An 18,959-nucleotide genomic window follows, 5' to 3' on the forward strand; every position below is an offset into this window, starting at 1 on the left:
GTCTGTTGAGAATCAATCTGAGAGGCGTGAATGGATGTGATGCAATAGGAGCATGAGCATTCGATGGGTACTGACAGACGAGCAATGGGCCAAGATGGAGCCTCAATGCCTTGGCAAGCCAAGTGATCCTGGACGCAGCGGCACAGACAACCGCCGCTTCGTTGAGGCAGTGCTGTGGATTGCCCGCACAGGCAGCCCCTGGCGAGACCTGCCGCCAGAGTTCGGCAAGTGGAACACGGTGTTCAAACGCTTTAGAGACTGGGTTAAGGCCGATGTGTTCCAACGTCTGTTCGATGCAGTGAGCGAGCAGCCGGACATGGAATATGCGATGGTGGATGCCACGATTGTGAAAGTGCATCGGCACGGCCAGGGGGCAAAAGGGGGACTTCGGGCCAGGCCATAGGCCACTCGAGGGGCGGCATGACCACGAAGATACTGGCGCTGACGGATGCATTGGGCAATCTGGTGAAGTTCGTCTTGATGCCAGGGCAGCGCCACGACACCAAAGGGGTCAGAGAGCTGATTGCCGATGTGCGCTTTGATGCCTTGCTTGCCGACAAGGCCTTCGATGTGAATTGGCTGATCCAGGAGTTGGGTAAGCGCGGGGCGCAGGTGGTGATCTCACAGATGCCCCGCAGGAGAGCGCCACTGGAGATTGACCTGGAGGTCTACAAATGGCGCCACTTGATCGAGAACTTCTTTTGCAAGCTCAAGGAGTTCAAACGTATCGCAATGCGCAGCGACAAGACGGATAGCAGCTTCGCAGCGATGATCTATCTCGCAGCTGGGGTTATCAACTCTCGGTAATTCTCAACAGACCCTAGGCCAACAAAGAAACCGACGATTCAATTAGGTTGTTGCTAAAGCGCCGTGACGAGCTACGTCAAATAACTTCAGATAGCGATTATTAATAGGCCGCGCTCAGGTGGTGGCAGCCTGCGCGCAACCCGGTGCCAGTCTTACTTTGAGCGCGTGCGCCAGGGCCCCATGGCGGGCGTGCGCGTTGTTCGCAAGCAGATCTTCGAGTAAGCGACTGGTAGTTTCCCGGTGAATGCGGTTGGGGGTTGGAGGGGGTCTATGGGCATCATATGACAGGCGTCATGGGTGTTTCATCCGCAGGATCACTTCGCATCTGCCAAGCGTACAAAATCTGCCACGCATATGAGTTCGCTTCCGAGAATGGATCCGACGCGAATCACCAGATCGACAGGCGTGCCCGTGTACTCCGCTCTGTCCAAGGCGCTGGCATCTTCAAGCTTCGGCGGCCGGTCCGGCATTCGCAGAGTGCGAGCAGCCCGCAATTGGGAAGGCAAGCTTGTTCGGTTCAGAAGTTTTAAAGTGAACCCTCTGCGTTCCCGAAAAAGCTTGGCGCGCACGTGAAACAATTCACGACGCCACTCGTATCGAGGCAGCGTCGGAAGCTCCATCTGCCAAGGATCATCTTCGGAAAGATGGCCATTCCAGTGGCGGTGGCGTGCACTGACCAGCGCATTCAGTTGTTTTTTTGTCTTGGGGGCGAAAGCTCCATCCGATAAATCCAGAAATCCCGCTTGCATGCGCTGCGCGAGGGCAATGACAGCCTGCGTGTTGTGAACTGGCAATTCCTGCCATGCGTGCCGCAGGCGCTGCCGGTCTGCGAGCATGTTCTTTTCCCGTGTGCCGAGAGAGTTTTCTTCCGGTACGAAGTCCAGCAGTTGCTGGGGTCGCGGTGCAAGTTCAAGCACCAACACGATCAGAGGCTCCCCCGATTTTTTGTTGCGCAGGCAGTAGCGATAGGTCAGGGTGGTGTACAGCAGAAAGCGGTCTACCTCAACCAGCCTCTCAAGGTCTGAGATCACCGCTTGAGCTCGCTGTCGCAGCTGCATTTCATCAAAAAGGTCAGGCAATCCAGGAATCTCCAACTCCATTACTTTCATTGCCATGAATTGAGTCATTGATACTTGCTCCCTTCGAGGTCAGCAACACGTAGCCACGCCCACGCGGCCAGGAACGCGCAGTGCAGCCCGATGATTGAGTTCGCACTGCCATTTCTATTGCGTAGGGCCCCATCGGAACTTATGACCAGCCAGATGGGAGGGCGGCCATGGCGATGGGTATGGCGCACCTGAGCGAACGAAGCGCCCAGCTGAAATCGCACGGTCTCTTGTGCACGTGCAAGAGCGTCGCTGATCTCACTCTGCCGCTGGTCGGTCGATGACCAGTGCAGGGACATGAGACTGCGGTTGATGCCCGAGTCTGCGAGTAACCCCATGAAACTTTCCCACTCCGATCCAGGGCGCACGGCCAGATGTTGGTCGTCAACGGCACGCTCCCAGTAGCTGGTCGCTCGTTGCAACCGCAAGAATTCAATCTTTCCCATCACATCCGTCAGTTGAAGCCAGCGCCGCTGCGAGAGCCGGGCGAAGTCCGGGCGCATTCCCAGCAAGCGTCCTGATGATTCAAGCAGCGCTTGCATGCCATGGCTGAGGGCATCCAGCATTGAGGGCGTCCTCTTGCCGTGGCGTTCTGCAAAATCTCCGACGGCTTCAACAATCCGGACAACCTGCTGATGGGGCACCGCATGGCGCAGGCCAACTTGTTGCGTCGAGAGACCAGCTGCGATTTCGCGAAGTACTCCCACGACCTGGGCATATGTAAGCGCATGCGACTGCGGCGGCGGCAGCGGATTGGCCGGCACTGTCATTGCGATTGAATCGCTGATGGCAGAAAGAGGAATGCGCAGGGCTACGTCGGTCAGTGATGTTCGAAGAATTTCCGCAGTAAAGCCGCCGCGCCTGGTGGCGCGGCTTGCGCGTTGGCGCAGCGTCTCGGGCGCCACCCCCGTCCAGGCCGACGTTCCGACATAGTCCAGTGGCAGACGTTCGAGTGCTACGTCGATGGAATGCCTGAGACCAGGCTCGTAGATATGGCAGTAGTGCACGGCAGTTACATGCCCACCGATGTGGCCGACTTCGTTGGCCAATCGATCTAGTGGATTGACTTCATCGTCGTTCTCCTGCAGCAGTATTGCGGCCAGGCGTTGGCTGGCATAGCTGTGGCGAAAGGCATGCAGGCTGATGCTCTCGTCCCCGGTGACTGTTTTAAGCAGCTGATTCAGCCAGAAATACATCCTGCCAGAGTGCGCCAACTCCGTTGGCCGATCTGGTTGCCCAAACAGATAGTCTTCATGGGTGGCAAGTTCTGCCGCACGTCGCGCGAGCCAAGTCCTTACGATCGCCATCGCAGTGATGTCGCGGACCGTCACTCGGCGCCGGCCCTCACGTGACTTCTCTCGGCCGTCACGCAGCTCGCGTGCGATTTCCACCACCAGATGATCCCCTTCGTCAAGAACATTGCCAATGCGCAGCACCAAGAGTTCACCAATGCGCACGGGCGCATTGCCGACAATTTCCAGGGCGGCACCCAGCTGGGCCACAAAGCGGTCTGCTTGTGCATCGCCAGCTAGCCATTCCCGCAGCCGCTCCTTTTCGTGCGGCCAGACCAAGTTGGCACGGACGTTGGCTTCGACCTCGACTTGGAGTAGGCCGGTCGGAAGTGGCGGCACTTGCCACCAGGCACGCAGGAATTGGTGAAGTGCCTTCAGCGCTGCGATGCGGGCGGGACCCATGGTTGCGCTGCCGTTCACTAACTTGCGGAAAATTTCAGCGTAAGTTGTTTCGTTGATGCCATACAACCGAACTTCATTGAGAGCCACATGAAAATCATCGGCCAAAGCGTTCAGGTAGTCCGACGGTGTGGTGGACGCCAGATTTTTCTTGCGCTTGGTACCACGCTCGACGAGGTCCAGGGCAAACGCATGAAGGACGGCACATGCTTCGTCTGCATCGTCTAGGCTGGCGGCCAGTGAATGCATCCGACGCAGGATCTCTTCACGCTTGCTGACATTTGATCCTTTGGTCGGCGGACGCAGTGCCGCAAGAAGTTGACGGATGAAAGTGGCGCCGCTGCGAACCGAGGCAGGACGCCCAAGAAGGGCGGCTTCAAAGGCGCGTTCGTACACCGGGTAAGAGGTCGTGCCCTGTGGCTCCGGATCGACTTCTTCGGGCAACAGCGCCCGCCTTGTTTGCGCCCGAGCCAGCGCGCTGCGCGGCGTGGCGCTTAAGGGATCTGCACCGCTCACATGGCCGTACAGAACTGGCGGCAGGTGATTCTGCAACCAACCCATGGCAGTTGTGAGGAGCTGTTCCCAGATTGTTTCTAGGGGTGAGACAACACCGCTTTTGAGGGCGCGGGCGCTCAACACGCCCATGAGATGTTCGCGGGCCAACCCATACGGTTGCCACTCCTGTACCCGAGCCAGTGCCAGAGTGGTCCAGACGCTCAGGTGGCGGGCGTCATGACGGGAGCCAATTTTCCAGTCCAACCGCACTGCAGTCTCGAATCTGCGGGCTTGCTGGCAGGCAGCGTATGCGGCTTGCAGTTCGGTGTCGCTGGCGATGCCATCAAATGCAATCAGGCATGCCAGTGTCAGGCCTGCCGGTTCTAGCTCTCGCACGCTCGAGGAGATCACCCAGGACTGAAAGTCCCCGAACTGATGGCTGATGTTGCCGAGATTTTGAGGTTGCAGGAAGTGCATGCGCCGGCTGAGGTCCGGGATGAAAAGCGCACGCTTGAATGAAGATCGGCGCGGTTTTGCCTGATTCATCATTACTCCCTTCGCAACCCAGCCAGGGCTTGGATGCCGACTTCCCGCATGACGACCAGTTGGGTTGCCTCGATGCGACCGAGCGCTTGATGAGGGACGCAGACCTGGGAGTTGGTGTTCCTTTCCAGGCCCACAACTCGATGGCGCATGAAGCTATCAATGTCCCGTGAGCTCAGCCCGCGCTCACGCAGCACGTTTTGCCAGAAGTGTCGGCCGACATTGGGTGGCACCCTGATGGACTCCGGCATCTCCCGCCAGGTGAAATGTGCGCCTGCTGCATGGACCGCCCCGCTGGGGCTGAGTGTCAGAAAAAGCGGACCCGTGCCCTCTACGGCAATACGCAGTCTTTGTGCGAGCAGGAGCCCGTGACGGTCATTAAGCCGTTGCAGACGTTGCACCAGAGCCCTGGCGTGTGCAGCATAGAGGCAAATCTGCTCCCTGACCTGCGCGTTGAGCAGGGCAGGCTGAGCCATGAGTACATCCCCACCCTGCTTGTCGTGCACCACGATTTGATCCTGCCCATATAACAACTCCTCTGCCAGCAGGCGATAACACTGAACTTCGCGTAGTCCAGCGCAAAAGCTGATCAGCGCAGCTGAGTAACGGGTGAAATGAATATGGTGTTCAAGTAGGCGGAGCGCATGTGCGTTTCGTCCTGGCAGAGAAGCTGTGACAGCCTCAGCCAGTGCGGAAAACAAATGCTTGACTCCATCGAGATGCAGGGAGGCGCGCGAGCCGAGAGGTGGCAGTTGTTCAGCCTCCATGTTTGGCATACCCCAGCCCATGCCTCCATAGAGCCTCGTGCAGCCAGTGTGAATCTCCCGGCCCGTCAGACGGGCGTAGTACATACGTGCCGAACCGATCAGGGAAAAGTCTGTGGTTAAGCAGGCGGACACAAGCCGGTCGTTGCCTAGGGCCAGTGAGATGGCGCCGGTGGACTTGCTAGCACGGGCCAGGGAGGCGTGGAGCTTGCAGGATTCGTGTGGAATCAGCGAGTTTCGTGGATCTACCCGCACCCAGTCCACCAAGTCCCCGAGTAGCACCGCTTGCGGATAGATTTGGCTGCGCCGCTGTATCTCCTCTGCCAGAAAGACGGGTAGAGGCAGAACCACGATATCGCCGCTGACTTTAAAAAGGTGTGCAGTCGCCATTGGCGGCTGGGCCCGGTGTGGAAACAGGGCACGCAGATTGAGTAGCAGGCACCCCGTCCGGACGCAGATGCCGAGGATGTTGAATGGTCGGTACCCCGTCACCAATGGCAGGCTTAGCACTAGCAACGGCGGCAAGTTCACAAGCAGCTCCAGTGACTGTATGACTGCGGCACCATCTTTTGCTTCGACCCGTGTGCGCAGCATCGTCGCAGCACGTCGGTAATGCGCGAGAGGGAGGTGACTGTCGTCAATAGCCGCTTGGCGGTGTTTGGGGTTCGGGTAATCAAGACGCCAGCGCAACCTGGCGAGCAAATCCAGTACATGGTGAGGATGAGCATGCGGCGGACGGCGCGGGCCGAACTCGTCCAGTTCCACGCGGCGGCGCACTTGCGCATCAGTTTTATGAAAACGCACCAACCAGCCGCGCCCAAAACCCAGTTCGGCTAAATCCTCCGGCGTGCGAACTTCGCCGGGCTGAGGGCGACCATACCTGACGGTGTCCCGACGTAGCGCAACGCAGTAGTCCTGTTTGAGCTCGGTCTGCTCCAGCAGGCACCGGGCAACTTCGGCGCCAAGCGCAACCCGAAGTGGCAGGTGCTCGTCCCTGAGAGTGAGCAACAAGGCAAGTGCCGGGAATTCAGCGAGCCGCCCGGTCAGCGGTGCGGATGGCACCATGCCCTGAATTTGATGCGTATGGGTTGACACGCTGTCGTGGATGCATTGCGCGGCTCCTGCCCATTCCAAAAAAAATGGACGTGAGTTGGCAATGGTCTCTGCATAGTCCACCAAGCACTTGGCCAAGGTAGCGGTTGCCGTCGCGCATGAAGGCTGATCGGGGGGCAGGGGCACCATGCCAAACAACTGATCGAGCATTGGTTGGCAGGTTTCGGGGATGGCGGAGCGTAGTCGCGCCACCGGTTCTAGGTCGGAAAAAATGAAAGTCGTCATGGGGCCTTCTCCTCAAAAAATTGCGGACGAAAACGACCCACCCCACGCCCGGGCAGTCAGGAATTGGTCAATGCAAAGCGCAGCGGGACCAGAACCGCGTCAGAGGGGAATTGCGCCGAGGGCGTGCAGCGCGTCGCCGCGAGGGGCGTTTAGAAACCTGGATCACAGGTTTACCCGCGATGGCGGTGAGGCCAGCGAGTCTTGAAAATGGCACGGGTGACGTGCCAAATTAATAAACCGCAGTGACGCGGTTGCCCTGGCGAGGGCTTTCTTGAACCGGCGTTGGAGCGCCGGTGAAATTAAACGGCTGAATCGTCCGTCAGCTCGGTGCGCTTCCTAGCCTAGGAAATAAGCAGCAAGAATGTCTCCTTGGCTACCTACGACTTGCATATTGACAAGTGACACGTGAAATATCTTACGACACTTTTCTGCTGATGTGCAATTGGTAACGCGTATCGCAGCACAGCGCGAAATTTGCTCGGGCGACTTCAGAGCGCGAAGATCGTTGACGCAGCCGAATTTTTGAATTCCGGACCGCTATTGCCCAGGGCGCACGCCAACTCCATTCAAACCCAATGGTCAGAAACTGTTCGCAGGGGGTGGGGGCTTTTTGGGGGCGCTGCTGTGACAGGCATGGGCTCGATCGGGTTCAAGTGATAGACGCTGTCACGGAATAAGTCATTGATTCGTATGATTTTTAACTGTTTAAAGCCCAATTAGCACATCCAAGACCAATGCAGGTATGCAATGGTTTATTTCGACTCATAACCCAGGTCGGAGGTTCAAATCCTTCTCGCGCAACCAACAAAATAGCGGTTCTCGCTAACAGTAAACGCCCACTTTTCAGTGGGCGTTTTTGTTTGTGCCCAAGTTGTGCCCACTCTGTGCCCGCGTTGTGCCCACGCGGATTCAGCCGATCACTATTGCGACCATTGGGTAGATTTGGCACGTTTTACTTTAGTGACTTACTCTTCAAGGTTGGTTGCTGTCAGCTAATTCTGTAAATCTGACGTCCGCTGCGCCTCAAAGTGAATCGCCTTGGGGCGATTCAAAAGAGTTTCCGGACTTTGTGTACGACCGAGCTAGCTGCTGCTCGATCAAGCTGTTTTGGCGGCGCAGTCACTCAGCGAAACAGACAGGTCAGCAGCAGATGGGCTTGCGATGGCCGATCAGCAAACGGCCGTAGGAGAATGAAGGCCTGCTACGTTGTCTACGTAGCCTGGCAGCGCTGGAACTTCTCGACGCGCTCCCGTAATATCTTCCCCATGAACATCCGTCACCTCTCCAAACTGCGTGAGGCACAAACCAGATGAAGACGCGTCCTCTCATCGCACTGGACGCAGACGGCGTCCTGCTGGACTACAGTCTGGCCTATGCGCACCTCTGGGAACGTGCTTTTGGGTATTTCCCGAAGGAGTTGGACAAGAATGCATATTGGCCCTTGGACCGCTGGGAAGTCGAGGCGCTGGATGGTGAGAGGCTCTCAATTTTCAAGGATTGCATGGATGAGCAGTTCTGGTCCACGATTCCTGCCGTTGAGCATGCAGTGCAAGCCTGCCACCGATTGCACGATGCTGGATTCAACCTCGTGTGTGTCACAGCGCTGCGCCCGCAGTTCCAGAACGCACGTTTACAGAATCTGCGGGATGCTGGATTCCCCATCGAACGGGTGATTGCAACAGGACGCTCCACAGGGGATCGCAGTCCCAAAGCTGCTGCTATAGAGCAGTTGGGTGCTGCGGCTTTCGTGGACGACTATTTGCCGTACTTCAAGGGCATCAAACCTAGCACTCACCTCGCTTTGATATGCCGTGGGTCAACTCGGCGTTGTTGCACAAATGCCGGTCGCAGCTGATGTAGGCTCGGGAGATGAGAGAGACGAGCTGGGGTCGGGTTAAGTACCGCACAACGAACTGGAAGGCTTACAACGCAGCGTTGAAGGCGCGAGGTGAGCTGACCATTTGGCTCGATAGGGATATGCAGTGGCTAGCTCAGCCCACGGGCAAGCGTGGTCGTTGCCAAAAATTCTCAGATGCGGCCATTCAGTTTTGCCTGGCCATCAAGTGCTTGTTTGGCCAGCCCTTGCGCCAGACACTGGGCCTGGTTGAGTCGCTATTGGGTATGGCAGGCCTGGATTGGCCAGTGCCCGACTACAGCACGGTGTGTCGCAGGCAAAAGAGCTTGGATGTGCAGGTGCGCTACCGTGCAAGTGACAAAGGCTTGCACATGCTGGCCGACTCCACGGGCATCAAGTTCTTGGGCGAAGGTGAGTGGAAAACCAAAAAGCACGGCGCACAGCGGCGCCGCCAGTGGCGCAAGGTGCATCTGGGTATTGATGCCCAGACACTGCAGATTCGGGCCATCGCAGTAACAACCAATGAAGTGGGCGACTCGCCCATGGCAGCAGACCTGCTAGGTCAAATTCCAAGCAATGAAGAGATAGCTAGCTTTACCGGTGATGGGGCGTACGACACGCAGGATGTACATAAGGCGTGCTACCTGCGGGGAGCCATTCCAATCATCCCGCCGCGCAAAGGAGCGAAGCTGCGCAAAGGGCTGGCATTTGCTCACCGCAATGAAGCGGTCAAGGCGTGTAGGCAGTTGGGGCGGGCTATCTGGAAACGCTGGAGCGGCTACCACCGAAGGTCACTGGTGGAGACCAAGATGAATTGCTTCAAGCGCCTGGGCGAGAAGGTCATGGCCAGGACGTTTGAGCGCCAGGTGACCGAGCTGCACATCCGAGCTTCAATCCTCAATCAATTTACCGCTCTGGGCACACCCCAGACGGTCGCTGCTGCGTAAATCTTTTTGGGATTGGGGATGCCTTGGCCTATAGCCGATTTATGCAACAAAGCCCTTTTCAGGCTGTGCGCCCCAACATTACAAAACCAGATCGAATCTGGAACGCCTTTACTACGACGCGTTCAAGGGACTGCCTTACCGGCAACGCCATTGCTAGGCACCACAGATGGCTCAACAGCCATCAGGTGATTCGACACCCCATCTTTTGTTTCGCATCGCCAGGTGGCCCAGAGCTTGGAGCCAGCGGCATTGGCCCCACCAATATCTAATTCGAGAGCAAGCCAGTTTCGGGCAGCCAAGACCCTCCGGTTCGACTGCGGAAAAATCAGCATCTCTGCACTGGTGTTTACATCCAAGTTTTGCGTGATCCTGCCCACGTTGTCCAAGACATGAAAGAACAGTCGCTCTGCCACAGATACCAGCGACGGATGAACCACAGCCGTTGATGTGAACTGCTGAATCTGGGCCCAGTTGTCTTGGGGGCTCACGTCTTTGCGGTAGGCGACTCCGTGGGCCGCCACATGCACGTCTCCTGAGACGATGGCCACTCTGAGTTGCTTGGCCTTTGCAGTCGCGAACAGCGTTTCGAGCAGGCGTAGACGTTCGCCCTCATGGTCGTCGTGCGTCCAGTGATCCTTCAGGTCATCTGCACTGCTATCCAGAACATGATCGGAGCCGAAGTTGTCCAGGAATGCTTCCGCAAGCGATAGCTTCGGGTGCACAACCGGGACGGACGACATAAACAGCAAGTGCTGGCAACCTTCGCCTGGGTGCTTGCGCCCGTTCTCTGGAATCTGCTTAAGCCAGGCCTTCATCGCAGTCCATGTGTCCGGTCCCAATACCTGCTCGTGCGAGCGTTCGGTTCGCAGGTCGGCTACCAGCAGCTGCACGGGCCCGATAGCGTGCGCGAAACTGAAACCGGGTTGGAGATCCAGTAGAGGCAACGCGAGGGCATCTCGTTTGAGTGCTTCCGTCCACGCAATTTTCTTGAAGAGCGGGTCATTCGCCCTGACTTGAACGTCATCCCTTGGCACAAGATCAGGGAGGCTGTCAGCCGCATGCTGCATCTGGAATACCCAGAATGCTCGTCGTGCATGATGGAAGAGTCGTTGAAACAGTGGACTGTGCTGCATCTCGCAGCTGTAGGAACCCCAGCCATCGAAGATGTCGTGGTCATCCCACATCATCACTGTGGGAGTCCGCGCCATAGCCTGCGCTGCATCAAGCGGCTTCGTCTCACCACCCCAAGTGCCTCGCTCTTTGGGTAGCCATCTGTCGGCGTACAGGTTGAGGTAGTAGTCCTCAATCCTCGCCTCCAGCTCGGGGTCAACGGGGAAAACCAACTGCTGCTCCCTGGAGAGGCCAATCCACCCTTTGAGCTCTTTGACGTCTTCCCAGATTGAGTCAAAGTAGATCTGATCTCCTCCCATCAACAGCAAGTGGAAGCGCTGTAGATTCTTGTCGTGGGTCCTCGACTCATGCCAAAGCTGCTCTTTGTCGAGCATGTAGCCCGCAGGGCGCACCTGCTTGTCGTGGTTGCACAGCAGATCCGCCCAGACGGCGTTTTCACCCTTGATCAGCTTGCGGATGCTGCTGGGGTCCGAAAAGCCATTGCACGACACATAGGCCATGCGAGGTGCATAGTTTTGTCCTGGCACAGTGAAGTGCCATACCTCGTCTACGCCTCCAATCGTGTACTCAACCTTGCGCTCTTGATTCCCTTGATCCGTTGTCAGGTCGTAGCGCAGGTATTGGCGTCCTCCATGTTTGAGCAACACCTTGCTCTTTGGCGCAGCCTTCCCATCGACGATGACTTTGGGTGCTTTGTCGCCCTCATCAATTCCGATGAGCGCACTGACTTTCCACTTTCCTTGCGAGACTCCCCGAAACGAAAGTACGGGCCCAAGCAGAATTTTTGTTGCCATTGAAGTGGTCCCTCCGTGGTTTTCGTTGAACTTCTTTCAAGCCTTCTGACGCTGCTCTTGAGCAATGGCTTTGACGATCCGCGCTCGTGCCTGCGCACGCTCGGCCAGATACTTGCCTTCGCCTGACTGTTCCAGCCAATCCAGGAATCGCTGTACGGCGTGACGCGTCTGACTTGGATCCCGGCAGTTCGCCAAAAAGACGAACTGCATTTTCTGAATCTCGTCAGCCACATAGATACCAAAGGGGCTGCTCACCACGGTGGCATCTGGAAACCCCAACAAGTTGGTTGCCTGGGTCTCGGTCACAGACCGGTGACATGCGATGAGATGCACGGGACCTCCTACCTTCTGCAGCGCGTGGGCAGAAAGATGATCCTGAAGATGGGGCCTCCCGATGGGTTCTCTTGCTGCAGCGATAGTGAACGCGGCAGGGACCGCATCGACTTTGATCAAAGTTGGTTTGTGGTCAATGGGCAGAACCGTGCCGACTGCGGTCGTTTGCGAGCCAGTCCGCTGCCCTAAGGCTTCACCGATAACCTGACGCATGACCTCGCGCCGTCCGGCGAAGTCCAGCCTGTTCCATTCCAAGGCCGCGCCCAAATCAGAACGAAGCGTTCCAGTACCTTTGCCACCTTCGCGGGCCTGTGCGAGTACAGCGTCCACCAGTGCTTTGTGAACCGCTTTGACTAGGGTCTGTTGAGAATTACCGAGAGTTGATAACCCCAGCTGCGAGATAGATCATCGCTGCGAAGCTGCTATCCGTCTTGTCGCTGCGCATTGCGATACGTTTGAACTCCTTGAGCTTGCAAAAGAAGTTCTCGATCAAGTGGCGCCATTTGTAGACCTCCAGGTCAATCTCCAGTGGCGCTCTCCTGCGGGGCATCTGTGAGATCACCACCTGCGCCCCGCGCTTACCCAACTCCTGGATCAGCCAATTCACATCGAAGGCCTTGTCGGCAAGCAAGGCATCAAAGCGCACATCGGCAATCAGCTCTCTGACCCCTTTGGTGTCGTGGCGCTGCCCTGGCATCAAGACGAACTTCACCAGATTGCCCAATGCATCCGTCAGCGCCAGTATCTTCGTGGTCATGCCGCCCCTCGAGTGGCCTATGGCCTGGCCCGAAGTCCCCCTTTTGCCCCCTGGCCGTGCCGATGCACTTTCACAATCGTGGCATCCACCATCGCATATTCCATGTCCGGCTGCTCGCTCACTGCATCGAACAGACGTTGGAACACATCGGCCTTAACCCAGTCTCTAAAGCGTTTGAACACCGTGTTCCACTTGCCGAACTCTGGCGGCAGGTCTCGCCAGGGGCTGCCTGTGCGGGCAATCCACAGCACTGCCTCAACGAAGCGGCGGTTGTCTGTGCCGCTGCGCCCCGGATCACTTGGCTTGCCAAGGCAGTGCGGCTCCATCTTGGCCCATTGTGCGTCTGTCAGTACCCATCGAATGCTCATGCGCCTATTGCATCACATCCATTCACGCATCTCAGAATGATTCTCAACAGACCCTAGTGCCGGGACTTCCCGAGGAACTACCCCGCCCCGAAACGGTGACTCGCTGTCTTTGAACAACTTGAAGCGATCATTCCGATCAGTCTGAGCCACATCGCTCGTCGCTGCGCATGTGGGCAGTTCAATTAGCCGAACCTTGCTTCTTGAGGTATTCAGGCCCTCGATGTACTCCGCGTGGCAAATGCCGATGTCACCAGCCTCTTTTGCCCACCCGGCGTGACCGTTGAAAAGAACGATCAGCACGTCGCAATCGCGAACCTGTTTCAGGCAGGCATCCCAGCTGTTCTCCATGTGGTCAAGAGCTTCCGCGTCTTCATTGATCCAGACTTCGAAAGCCTTTGCGCCAAAGAGCTTTTCCGCCTCAATGCTCTTCTTGAGTTCACGCCGTACGTCAGTGAGTGGCGTTCCTCCGGGTCCAGGAAAAAGATCCACGCATCGGCTGGAGATCATTACGCGAAGTTTTCGACTTGTCGCCATGGAGTAGTACGGATTTCCCTTGAAGAGATGCGCAGCTAGCGATGAGCCAATGCGTTGAAGGATACTGCCATCTCAACGCGAGTTCATCAAGAAGAACATGGCACGGACACGATCATCCGAGCCTTGACCCCCTACGCACATCAGATGGGCAGCGTCAAAGACTGTCGATAACCCCCGCCGTTCGCGCCTTCGAAGTCGTATTCGTACAGCGTGGTCTTGCCGAGACCAGGCTGCCGCTGTCCCAGGAAAAACGTGAAAGCATTGGGCGCCGCGATGAAGAGATGCAACGGAGTGCTGCTTATGTGCCGCTGCTGGTTGATCTGCAGTGCCAGCTCCTCCGCTAGATCGAACGCATGCTGGCCGCAAATGACGGATTTCGCACCGGCGCCGCATGTAGGGCGCGCGATCAGCAACGAACCCACTTGGGGCAGCGACGCTGCGACGTGTGCCTTCACGGCCAGGACCACGTCGTGAGTGAGGCACACGGCGACAGCCATGTCTCCGTTGGATTCGATCAAGGGCTCCACATCAAACTGCCATCCTGGCCAAGACGGATCGCGCGGCATGTCGTTCGAGTGCCAGACATTTCGATGAATGGTTCTTTGCTCGATCTCGACGTTGCGACCGGACTTGATGTTCAGCACCGATCCTGCAGCGAAGGCCAGCGTGATATGCGCGTCAAGAATCAGTCGGAGATGTTGGTTGCCAGTGGCCGCAGTCTGCAGAAACCCTTTGAGCTTGGGATAGAGCGTTTTTGTCCAGTCGGCTTGGTCACGGATGGCTCGCTCATCAAAGTGCGGGATGAGATCAAGCACTACCGTGCAACGATCCTCCAGCCGATCGAAGGGGTGCTCGAACGATTTCACGCCGAACACCACATGGGCTCGACCGTCACCATCCAACAACCCCTCACGCTTGCAGGCTTCGCGAAACGTTTGCCGGTTGAAGTCCAGTCTGCCTTGCGCAAGCCACTGAAATGCGATGTCGTCGTACACAAAGCTGCTCTCGCTTATGGGGATGCGGCGCAAACCACGGTTCTCAAACAGCAGGTCCAGGTTGTCCCGATGATCCTCAAGTGACGTGGAATCCGTGTCCAGCGACAGCGTCCGCGCCAACAGCATGAGTTCCTGATCGTCAATGCCCAGGTGTTCACGCCAGAGCTTTCTGACCTTGCCGGCCGTAGAGCGGTCCGTTGATCCGTCGAACAAGTCCTTCAAGCGCAGCGTCTTCGACTTCTGATTGATGTAGCCGCGCAGCGGGTCAGACTGAGCGATGCGCCAGTTGGTGAGCAGCTTGAACCGAGCACCGATTCCGTCGGGTGCATGCGCCACCTGCGCGGCACGGGCACGCTGCAGCAGCGAGAACTTGTTGGCGTTGATCCATTCCGGCTCTACCAAGTCAGCATGGCCGAAGTCGTTGACTGAGACGTGCCACTTGCACTGGATGTGTTCCCGCAAGATCGGCTGCCCCTCATGGTCGCTTGGCGCGCGGTCGGCGGAGTAGGCCACCCACACATCGTCAAAACCCTTGGGGCCCGACTCGAATCCCACCTGCTCAACCGGGCTCTTCGGGTCCAGCAGGCAAGCGGCCTTGCGCCAGAAGATTCTGGCCTGAAAGGCATCTCCGTCTCTGCGGACAGCAACAGCTTGGGTCATGTTGATCCTTTGTCAGTTCGGATGGGGCCGTGTCCCAGATTCACGAATCGCGAAACGGCGGCGTCGGCAAGATCGACCGGGCCAGTTCAATGGCGCGCGATGGCTTGATGGGTCCGTCCGGGTAGGCGTCCAGCACGATGGCCGGCAGCAACCGTTGCGTGATGTCTGAATACGTGAATCCGTAGGCGCGCCTGGGCTGCTCGCCCGTTGCCACGACCAGCGCCTGCAGATCAGTCTCGCAGAATCCGGCACTTCTCAAGCGGCGCGAAAGCACTTCAAGCCGTTGCTCGGCGCTGGGTCGCTCAAACACCAGGATGTCCGCTGCACGGCGACGCACGGCCGGGTCCAGCGCATTCAATCGATTGGTGCACATCAGTACCACGGCAGGAAGCCCACCGTTCGCAAAGCGATCGATGCCGCGGATGAATGCATTCACGCCGGCCCGGTCCTCATGGTGCATCTGGTCGGATTCACGTGACTGTGCCAAGGCGTCGGCTTCATCGACCAGCAGGATGACGCCTCCGCGTGCGGCGCCCTTGGCCGACTTGAACTTGCTCGCCTCGTGGAACGCGTGCTCGAACGCGGAAGAAACCAGTTGGGTCATCTCGCCGACGCGGCCTTGACCGCGCGACGAAAGGCTCAACGGCAACAGCGTGATGTCGATGTCCTCCTGCCGCGCGACCTTGTCACCGATGGTCTCTGCCAACTCCGTCTTGCCTGAGCCCACATCGCCCGAGAGAACGACCAGCGGCGGGCGGCGAATGACAGCATCGAGCAGAGCGCTGGCATCGGCATGGTGCTTGTCCTGCCATTTCCGCAGCCCTGTCGGGTTGATCAGTACGCCCAGTACGTTCGCCAGGCGCTTGATCTTGTCATCCATGCCCACCAGGCGCGCGAGGCGGCCTTGGGCGTCGGGATCGGGCAATGTTGTCGGACGCTCAAACAAGCCTTGGAGGTTGGATTGCTGGCTCATCAATAGCTCCTCACGCTGGCGCGGCCGAGCGACCGGCCGCCAGATGCATAGGTCTTGTCGTCGGCAAAGTAGCCGTTGCTGACCGCAGACTGCGACCCGCTCACGCGCTGCAACGGCAGCTGGCCCTTGACCGCCGCACGTTGATCCGCGGTCAAGGCGTCCCATGCCGCGCTGTACGTCAAATAGCTGTGAAACTTCGCGCCACTGATGTCTTTGCCAGGCGGTACACGTCCGGGATCGTCGTCACCGCCGCTGTTTGCCAGTTCACTTGCCGTGTACCGCAAAGTCGGTTCGATCCAGAGGTCGTTGCGCTGAAAGCCGTAGGTAACGGTGCCCAGGTAACCCTGGCGCAGCAGTTCGGTGACCTCGCATTCAAACTCATTGATGCGTTCGTCGGTGATATGCCCATACAAACGCTGCAAACGCTTGAGGTCCGCCGCCACCTTGGCGGCGAGGTGGCGCGCATGGGTCAGTGTGAAGGTCTTGGTTTCAGTCGCGGTGAAGCTGTAGCTCATGATGTTCAACCTTGGAAAGAAGGGCCGAAAACTTTCTGCCAGTAGTAAACCGTCAGCTCCTTGTTCGGTGCTGCCAGAGCAGAGTCGATGGCATCGCCAGCATCCAGAGCGGCCTCCACGATCTCATCGGCGTTCTCGGCGGTGTACAGCCGCGCCACGTTGTTGCTCGCATTGATCGGGTCGATGATCTGGATTGGGTCGTTGAGCTTGGCGACGCTCGACGCCTTGTAGTGATCCTCAAAGACAATGCGTTCGCGGAGGCCGGACTTCGCCACGTAGGTGAAGAACGACTGCAGCGCTTCGGGGTAGTCCGAGAAATCCACGCCGTCGTCGCACAGCTTGGCCAGGATCATCTCGATCATGAAGGACTTGAATCGGAAGCCGTCACGCTCCTGCTTCATGCGTCGAGCCCAAAATTTCACCAGGCGCACGACCTGCGCGAAGTGATTTGGCTGGGCCTCCTTGCGCTTCTTGGCGAAGTCAAGATGCAGCGGAATACTGGTTTCCAGGAAGGAGCCGTCATCCTGGCTGATCAGATCGCCACGCCAGTCTGGCAGGCCAGCGTACAGGACTGGCACGACGTCCACATCCAGCCCGGTCCCGCGAAATGACACCGTGACGGAGTAGGTCTGCGGCTTGACTTGGTCCGGGCTGAAGTTGGGGAACGCCTTGCGCAGCCGCTCTGCCAGGTAATCCAGAAGTGCCCGCGTGTCGTATGGTGCATCCGAGCCGCTGACATAGACAGCCATGTCGATATCGTTGAGCGAGCGCAGCGCCGTGCCCTTCGCCAAGCTGCCGGATAACTGGATTCGCTTCAGCGAGAAATCGGGGTGCTCGGACAGGTATCCCTCCAACTTCTCGCGTAACCGCCGTGCCTGCGCACGGTATTCGTCGGCCTTGTCTTTGGGCAGATTGACCTTATCTTCAGCGAACCGTACGAGGTCGCGATGGTCGATATGGGTACGGGACATCTGAATGGCTCCTTCTGGCGCAGCGGCTCGGGTCAGCGAGTCATGATAAAAAGTTCGGAATCGTGAACACGACCAGATGGTACGCCTGTTTACTCGGATGTCAAATAAAAAGTTCGGTATCGTGATACCCTCGTTCCATCACACTTGGACAGGAGACGGACCATGGCAACACGTCTCGGCGAGAAGCTGCGCGAACTGCGCAAGCAGCGTGGACTGACGCTTGATAAGCTGGCTGACCTGGCTGGGCTCAGCAAAAGCTACCTTTGGGAACTCGAGAACCGGGAATCGCAGCGGCCGTCGGCTGAGAAGCTCACGGCTCTGGCGGACGCGCTCGGCGTCGCGGCTGCCTATTTCCTTGAAGAGGACGTTCGCGCACCGGAAGAGCGCCATCTGGACGAGGCTTTTTTTCGCGGCTACCAAAAGCTTGAGCCGGACGCCAAAGAGCAACTTCGCAAGATACTGGACACTTTCAAGAAGAGCCCGTGATGACGGAGGTCTGGACGCCGCAGCGAGCAGCCAATCGGCTGGCGAAATTGGCCGAGGTGTTCAGCGCTGCGCATGGCGTGGATCGTTTCCCAGTAGATGTGCCATCCCTAGCGATGGAGACAGCGCGCATCTTTGGCTGGAGCGATCCGATCACCCAGGTGCTAGCGGCCAACATCAAGGGATTTGACGGCGCTTTGTTCCCTGGTGACGGACGCAAGGAGTGGCTGCTGCTGTACAACGAAGGAGTCTCTTCTCCAGGGCGAGTGCGTTTTACGCAGGCGCACGAGCTCGGGCATTACATCCTGCACCGGCAGGCCCGGGAGTCGTTCCAGTGCAGCGACGCCGACATGGTGAACTGGTCGCAGGATGACAAGGACATTGAGGGGCAAGCAGATCTGTTCGCTTCGTACTTGTTGATGCCACTTGACGACTACCGCAAGCAGGTCACTACCGCTGTCGATCTGGACTTGCTGGGCCACTGCGCCGATCGTTACGGAGTGTCTTTGACGGCGGCGATTCTGAAATGGCTGCAGTACACGGACGAGAAGGCAGTCCTGGTGATGTCCAGGGACGGTTTCATGAACTGGGCGTGGTCGAGCGAACCTGCGAGCAAAGCCGGCGCGTTCTTCCGCACGCGCAGCAACGTCATCCCTGTACCGGATGGCTCACTCGCCGCGAACGTTAAGATTAAGGACGACCGGGCGGGAACCCAGATTCCAGCTTCGATATGGTTTCCGCATGCCAGCGCAGATGCGTCGCTTCGCGAGATGAAGATCCATGCCGAGCAATATGGCGCTGTCTTGACCCTGCTGCATCTGCCGCGCTCCGTAAATGTCTGGGCGCCCTGGGCAGGCGGGGACTAGCAGCAAGCGGTTCTCCTCTGCCCAAGGTGGCAA

15 protein-coding genes and 1 pseudogene are annotated in these 18,959 nt (G+C 57.9%); 5 read left to right on the forward strand and 11 right to left on the reverse strand.

The annotated features are described in order from the left end of the window. The first annotated feature begins 94 nt into the window (after window positions 1-94). Window positions 95-807: pseudogene (locus BDD18_RS10870) on the forward strand (IS5 family transposase). 314 nt (window positions 808-1,121) lie between these two features. Here BDD18_RS10870 and BDD18_RS10875 read toward each other — a convergent pair. From BDD18_RS10875 to BDD18_RS10885, 3 genes are read right to left on the reverse strand one after another with little or no spacing between them, the layout of a single operon-like run. Continuing rightward, window positions 1,122-1,934: a hypothetical protein gene (locus BDD18_RS10875; protein ID WP_170207398.1), complete on the reverse strand. Its 813-nt coding sequence runs from the start codon at window positions 1,932-1,934 to the stop codon at window positions 1,122-1,124. Further along, window positions 1,931-4,645 (reverse strand): site-specific integrase, encoded by a 2,715-nt coding sequence (locus BDD18_RS10880; RefSeq protein ID WP_170207399.1) that lies wholly within the window; start codon window positions 4,643-4,645, stop codon window positions 1,931-1,933. The genes BDD18_RS10875 and BDD18_RS10880 overlap by 4 nt, the downstream gene beginning before the upstream one ends. 2 nt (window positions 4,646-4,647) lie before the next feature. Next, window positions 4,648-6,744 (reverse strand): hypothetical protein, encoded by a 2,097-nt coding sequence (locus tag BDD18_RS10885; protein ID WP_142083203.1) that lies wholly within the window; start codon window positions 6,742-6,744, stop codon window positions 4,648-4,650. Window positions 6,745-8,053: 1,309 nt separating this feature from the next. On the opposite strand from BDD18_RS10885, the gene BDD18_RS10890 reads away from it, so the two are divergent. Then, a complete protein-coding gene (locus tag BDD18_RS10890; protein ID WP_142083204.1) occupies window positions 8,054-8,599 on the forward strand; it encodes an HAD family hydrolase in 546 nt (181 codons plus the stop codon). Window positions 8,600-8,613: 14 nt separating this feature from the next. After that, complete coding sequence (locus BDD18_RS10895) at window positions 8,614-9,546, forward strand: IS5-like element ISAav2 family transposase (RefSeq protein WP_142083206.1); 933 nt, start codon at window positions 8,614-8,616, stop codon at window positions 9,544-9,546. A 122-nt stretch (window positions 9,547-9,668) separates the two neighbouring features. Here BDD18_RS10895 and BDD18_RS10900 read toward each other — a convergent pair whose 3' ends face one another. From BDD18_RS10900 to BDD18_RS10935, 8 genes are all read right to left on the reverse strand, one after another. Continuing rightward, a complete protein-coding gene (locus tag BDD18_RS10900; protein ID WP_142083208.1) occupies window positions 9,669-11,471 on the reverse strand; it encodes an alkaline phosphatase D family protein in 1,803 nt (600 codons plus the stop codon). Window positions 11,472-11,507: 36 nt separating this feature from the next. Next, window positions 11,508-12,134 carry a hypothetical protein gene (locus tag BDD18_RS10905; RefSeq protein WP_142083210.1) on the reverse strand — a complete coding sequence of 209 codons (627 nt, stop codon included), beginning with the start codon at window positions 12,132-12,134 and terminating at the stop codon, window positions 11,508-11,510. Between the two features lie 40 nt (window positions 12,135-12,174). After that, window positions 12,175-12,929, reverse strand: a protein-coding gene (locus tag BDD18_RS10910; RefSeq protein WP_142082746.1) for an IS5 family transposase whose coding sequence is annotated in 2 segments (ribosomal slippage) — window positions 12,175-12,596 and window positions 12,596-12,929 — 756 coding nt in all. Because the reading frame shifts where the segments join, the coding sequence is not laid out codon by codon here. A gap of 12 nt (window positions 12,930-12,941) precedes the next feature. Beyond that, the gene (locus BDD18_RS10915; RefSeq protein WP_170207400.1) at window positions 12,942-13,436 is read right to left on the reverse strand and encodes a DUF4062 domain-containing protein; all 495 of its coding nucleotides are present in this window, start codon (window positions 13,434-13,436) and stop codon (window positions 12,942-12,944) included. A gap of 167 nt (window positions 13,437-13,603) precedes the next feature. Beyond that, on the reverse strand, window positions 13,604-15,118 hold the full coding sequence (locus BDD18_RS10920) for an SAVED domain-containing protein (RefSeq protein WP_142083214.1): 1,515 nt from the start codon (window positions 15,116-15,118) through the stop codon (window positions 13,604-13,606). 40 nt (window positions 15,119-15,158) lie between these two features. Further along, the gene (locus BDD18_RS10925; RefSeq protein ID WP_142083215.1) at window positions 15,159-16,091 is read right to left on the reverse strand and encodes an AAA family ATPase; all 933 of its coding nucleotides are present in this window, start codon (window positions 16,089-16,091) and stop codon (window positions 15,159-15,161) included. Beyond that, on the reverse strand, window positions 16,091-16,606 hold the full coding sequence (locus BDD18_RS10930) for an HORMA-1 domain-containing protein (RefSeq protein ID WP_142083217.1): 516 nt from the start codon (window positions 16,604-16,606) through the stop codon (window positions 16,091-16,093). Before BDD18_RS10930 ends, BDD18_RS10925 begins: the two co-directional genes overlap by 1 nt. 5 nt (window positions 16,607-16,611) lie before the next feature. Beyond that, the gene (locus tag BDD18_RS10935; protein ID WP_142083218.1) at window positions 16,612-17,577 is read right to left on the reverse strand and encodes a CBASS oligonucleotide cyclase; all 966 of its coding nucleotides are present in this window, start codon (window positions 17,575-17,577) and stop codon (window positions 16,612-16,614) included. A 162-nt stretch (window positions 17,578-17,739) separates the two neighbouring features. On the opposite strand from BDD18_RS10935, the gene BDD18_RS10940 reads away from it, so the two are divergent. Then, window positions 17,740-18,063 (forward strand): helix-turn-helix domain-containing protein, encoded by a 324-nt coding sequence (locus BDD18_RS10940; RefSeq protein WP_142083220.1) that lies wholly within the window; start codon window positions 17,740-17,742, stop codon window positions 18,061-18,063. After that, window positions 18,063-18,926 (forward strand): ImmA/IrrE family metallo-endopeptidase, encoded by an 864-nt coding sequence (locus BDD18_RS10945; RefSeq protein ID WP_142083223.1) that lies wholly within the window; start codon window positions 18,063-18,065, stop codon window positions 18,924-18,926. The genes BDD18_RS10940 and BDD18_RS10945 overlap by 1 nt, the downstream gene beginning before the upstream one ends. Window positions 18,927-18,959 lie beyond the last annotated feature (33 nt).

It is taken from the genome of Acidovorax temperans, assembly GCF_006716905.1.
GTDB lineage: Bacteria > Pseudomonadota > Gammaproteobacteria > Burkholderiales > Burkholderiaceae_C > Acidovorax > Acidovorax temperans.

Bases quoted from the DNA above. Each gene is read 5' to 3' on its own strand.
- BDD18_RS10875 (WP_170207398.1), bottom strand. From the start codon at position 1,934: ATGACTCAATTCATGGCAATGAAAGTAATGGAGTTGGAGATTCCTGGA.
- BDD18_RS10880 (WP_170207399.1), bottom strand. From the start codon at position 4,645: ATGAATCAGGCAAAACCGCGCCGATCTTCATTCAAGCGTGCGCTTTTC.
- BDD18_RS10885 (WP_142083203.1), bottom strand. From the start codon at position 6,744: ATGACGACTTTCATTTTTTCCGACCTAGAACCGGTGGCGCGACTACGC.
- BDD18_RS10890 (WP_142083204.1), top strand. From the start codon at position 8,054: ATGAAGACGCGTCCTCTCATCGCACTGGACGCAGACGGCGTCCTGCTG.
- BDD18_RS10895 (WP_142083206.1), top strand. From the start codon at position 8,614: ATGAGAGAGACGAGCTGGGGTCGGGTTAAGTACCGCACAACGAACTGG.
- BDD18_RS10900 (WP_142083208.1), bottom strand. From the start codon at position 11,471: ATGGCAACAAAAATTCTGCTTGGGCCCGTACTTTCGTTTCGGGGAGTC.
- BDD18_RS10915 (WP_170207400.1), bottom strand. From the start codon at position 13,436: ATGATCTCCAGCCGATGCGTGGATCTTTTTCCTGGACCCGGAGGAACG.
- BDD18_RS10920 (WP_142083214.1), bottom strand. From the start codon at position 15,118: ATGACCCAAGCTGTTGCTGTCCGCAGAGACGGAGATGCCTTTCAGGCC.
- BDD18_RS10925 (WP_142083215.1), bottom strand. From the start codon at position 16,091: ATGAGCCAGCAATCCAACCTCCAAGGCTTGTTTGAGCGTCCGACAACA.
- BDD18_RS10930 (WP_142083217.1), bottom strand. From the start codon at position 16,606: ATGAGCTACAGCTTCACCGCGACTGAAACCAAGACCTTCACACTGACC.
- BDD18_RS10935 (WP_142083218.1), bottom strand. From the start codon at position 17,577: ATGTCCCGTACCCATATCGACCATCGCGACCTCGTACGGTTCGCTGAA.
- BDD18_RS10940 (WP_142083220.1), top strand. From the start codon at position 17,740: ATGGCAACACGTCTCGGCGAGAAGCTGCGCGAACTGCGCAAGCAGCGT.
- BDD18_RS10945 (WP_142083223.1), top strand. From the start codon at position 18,063: ATGACGGAGGTCTGGACGCCGCAGCGAGCAGCCAATCGGCTGGCGAAA.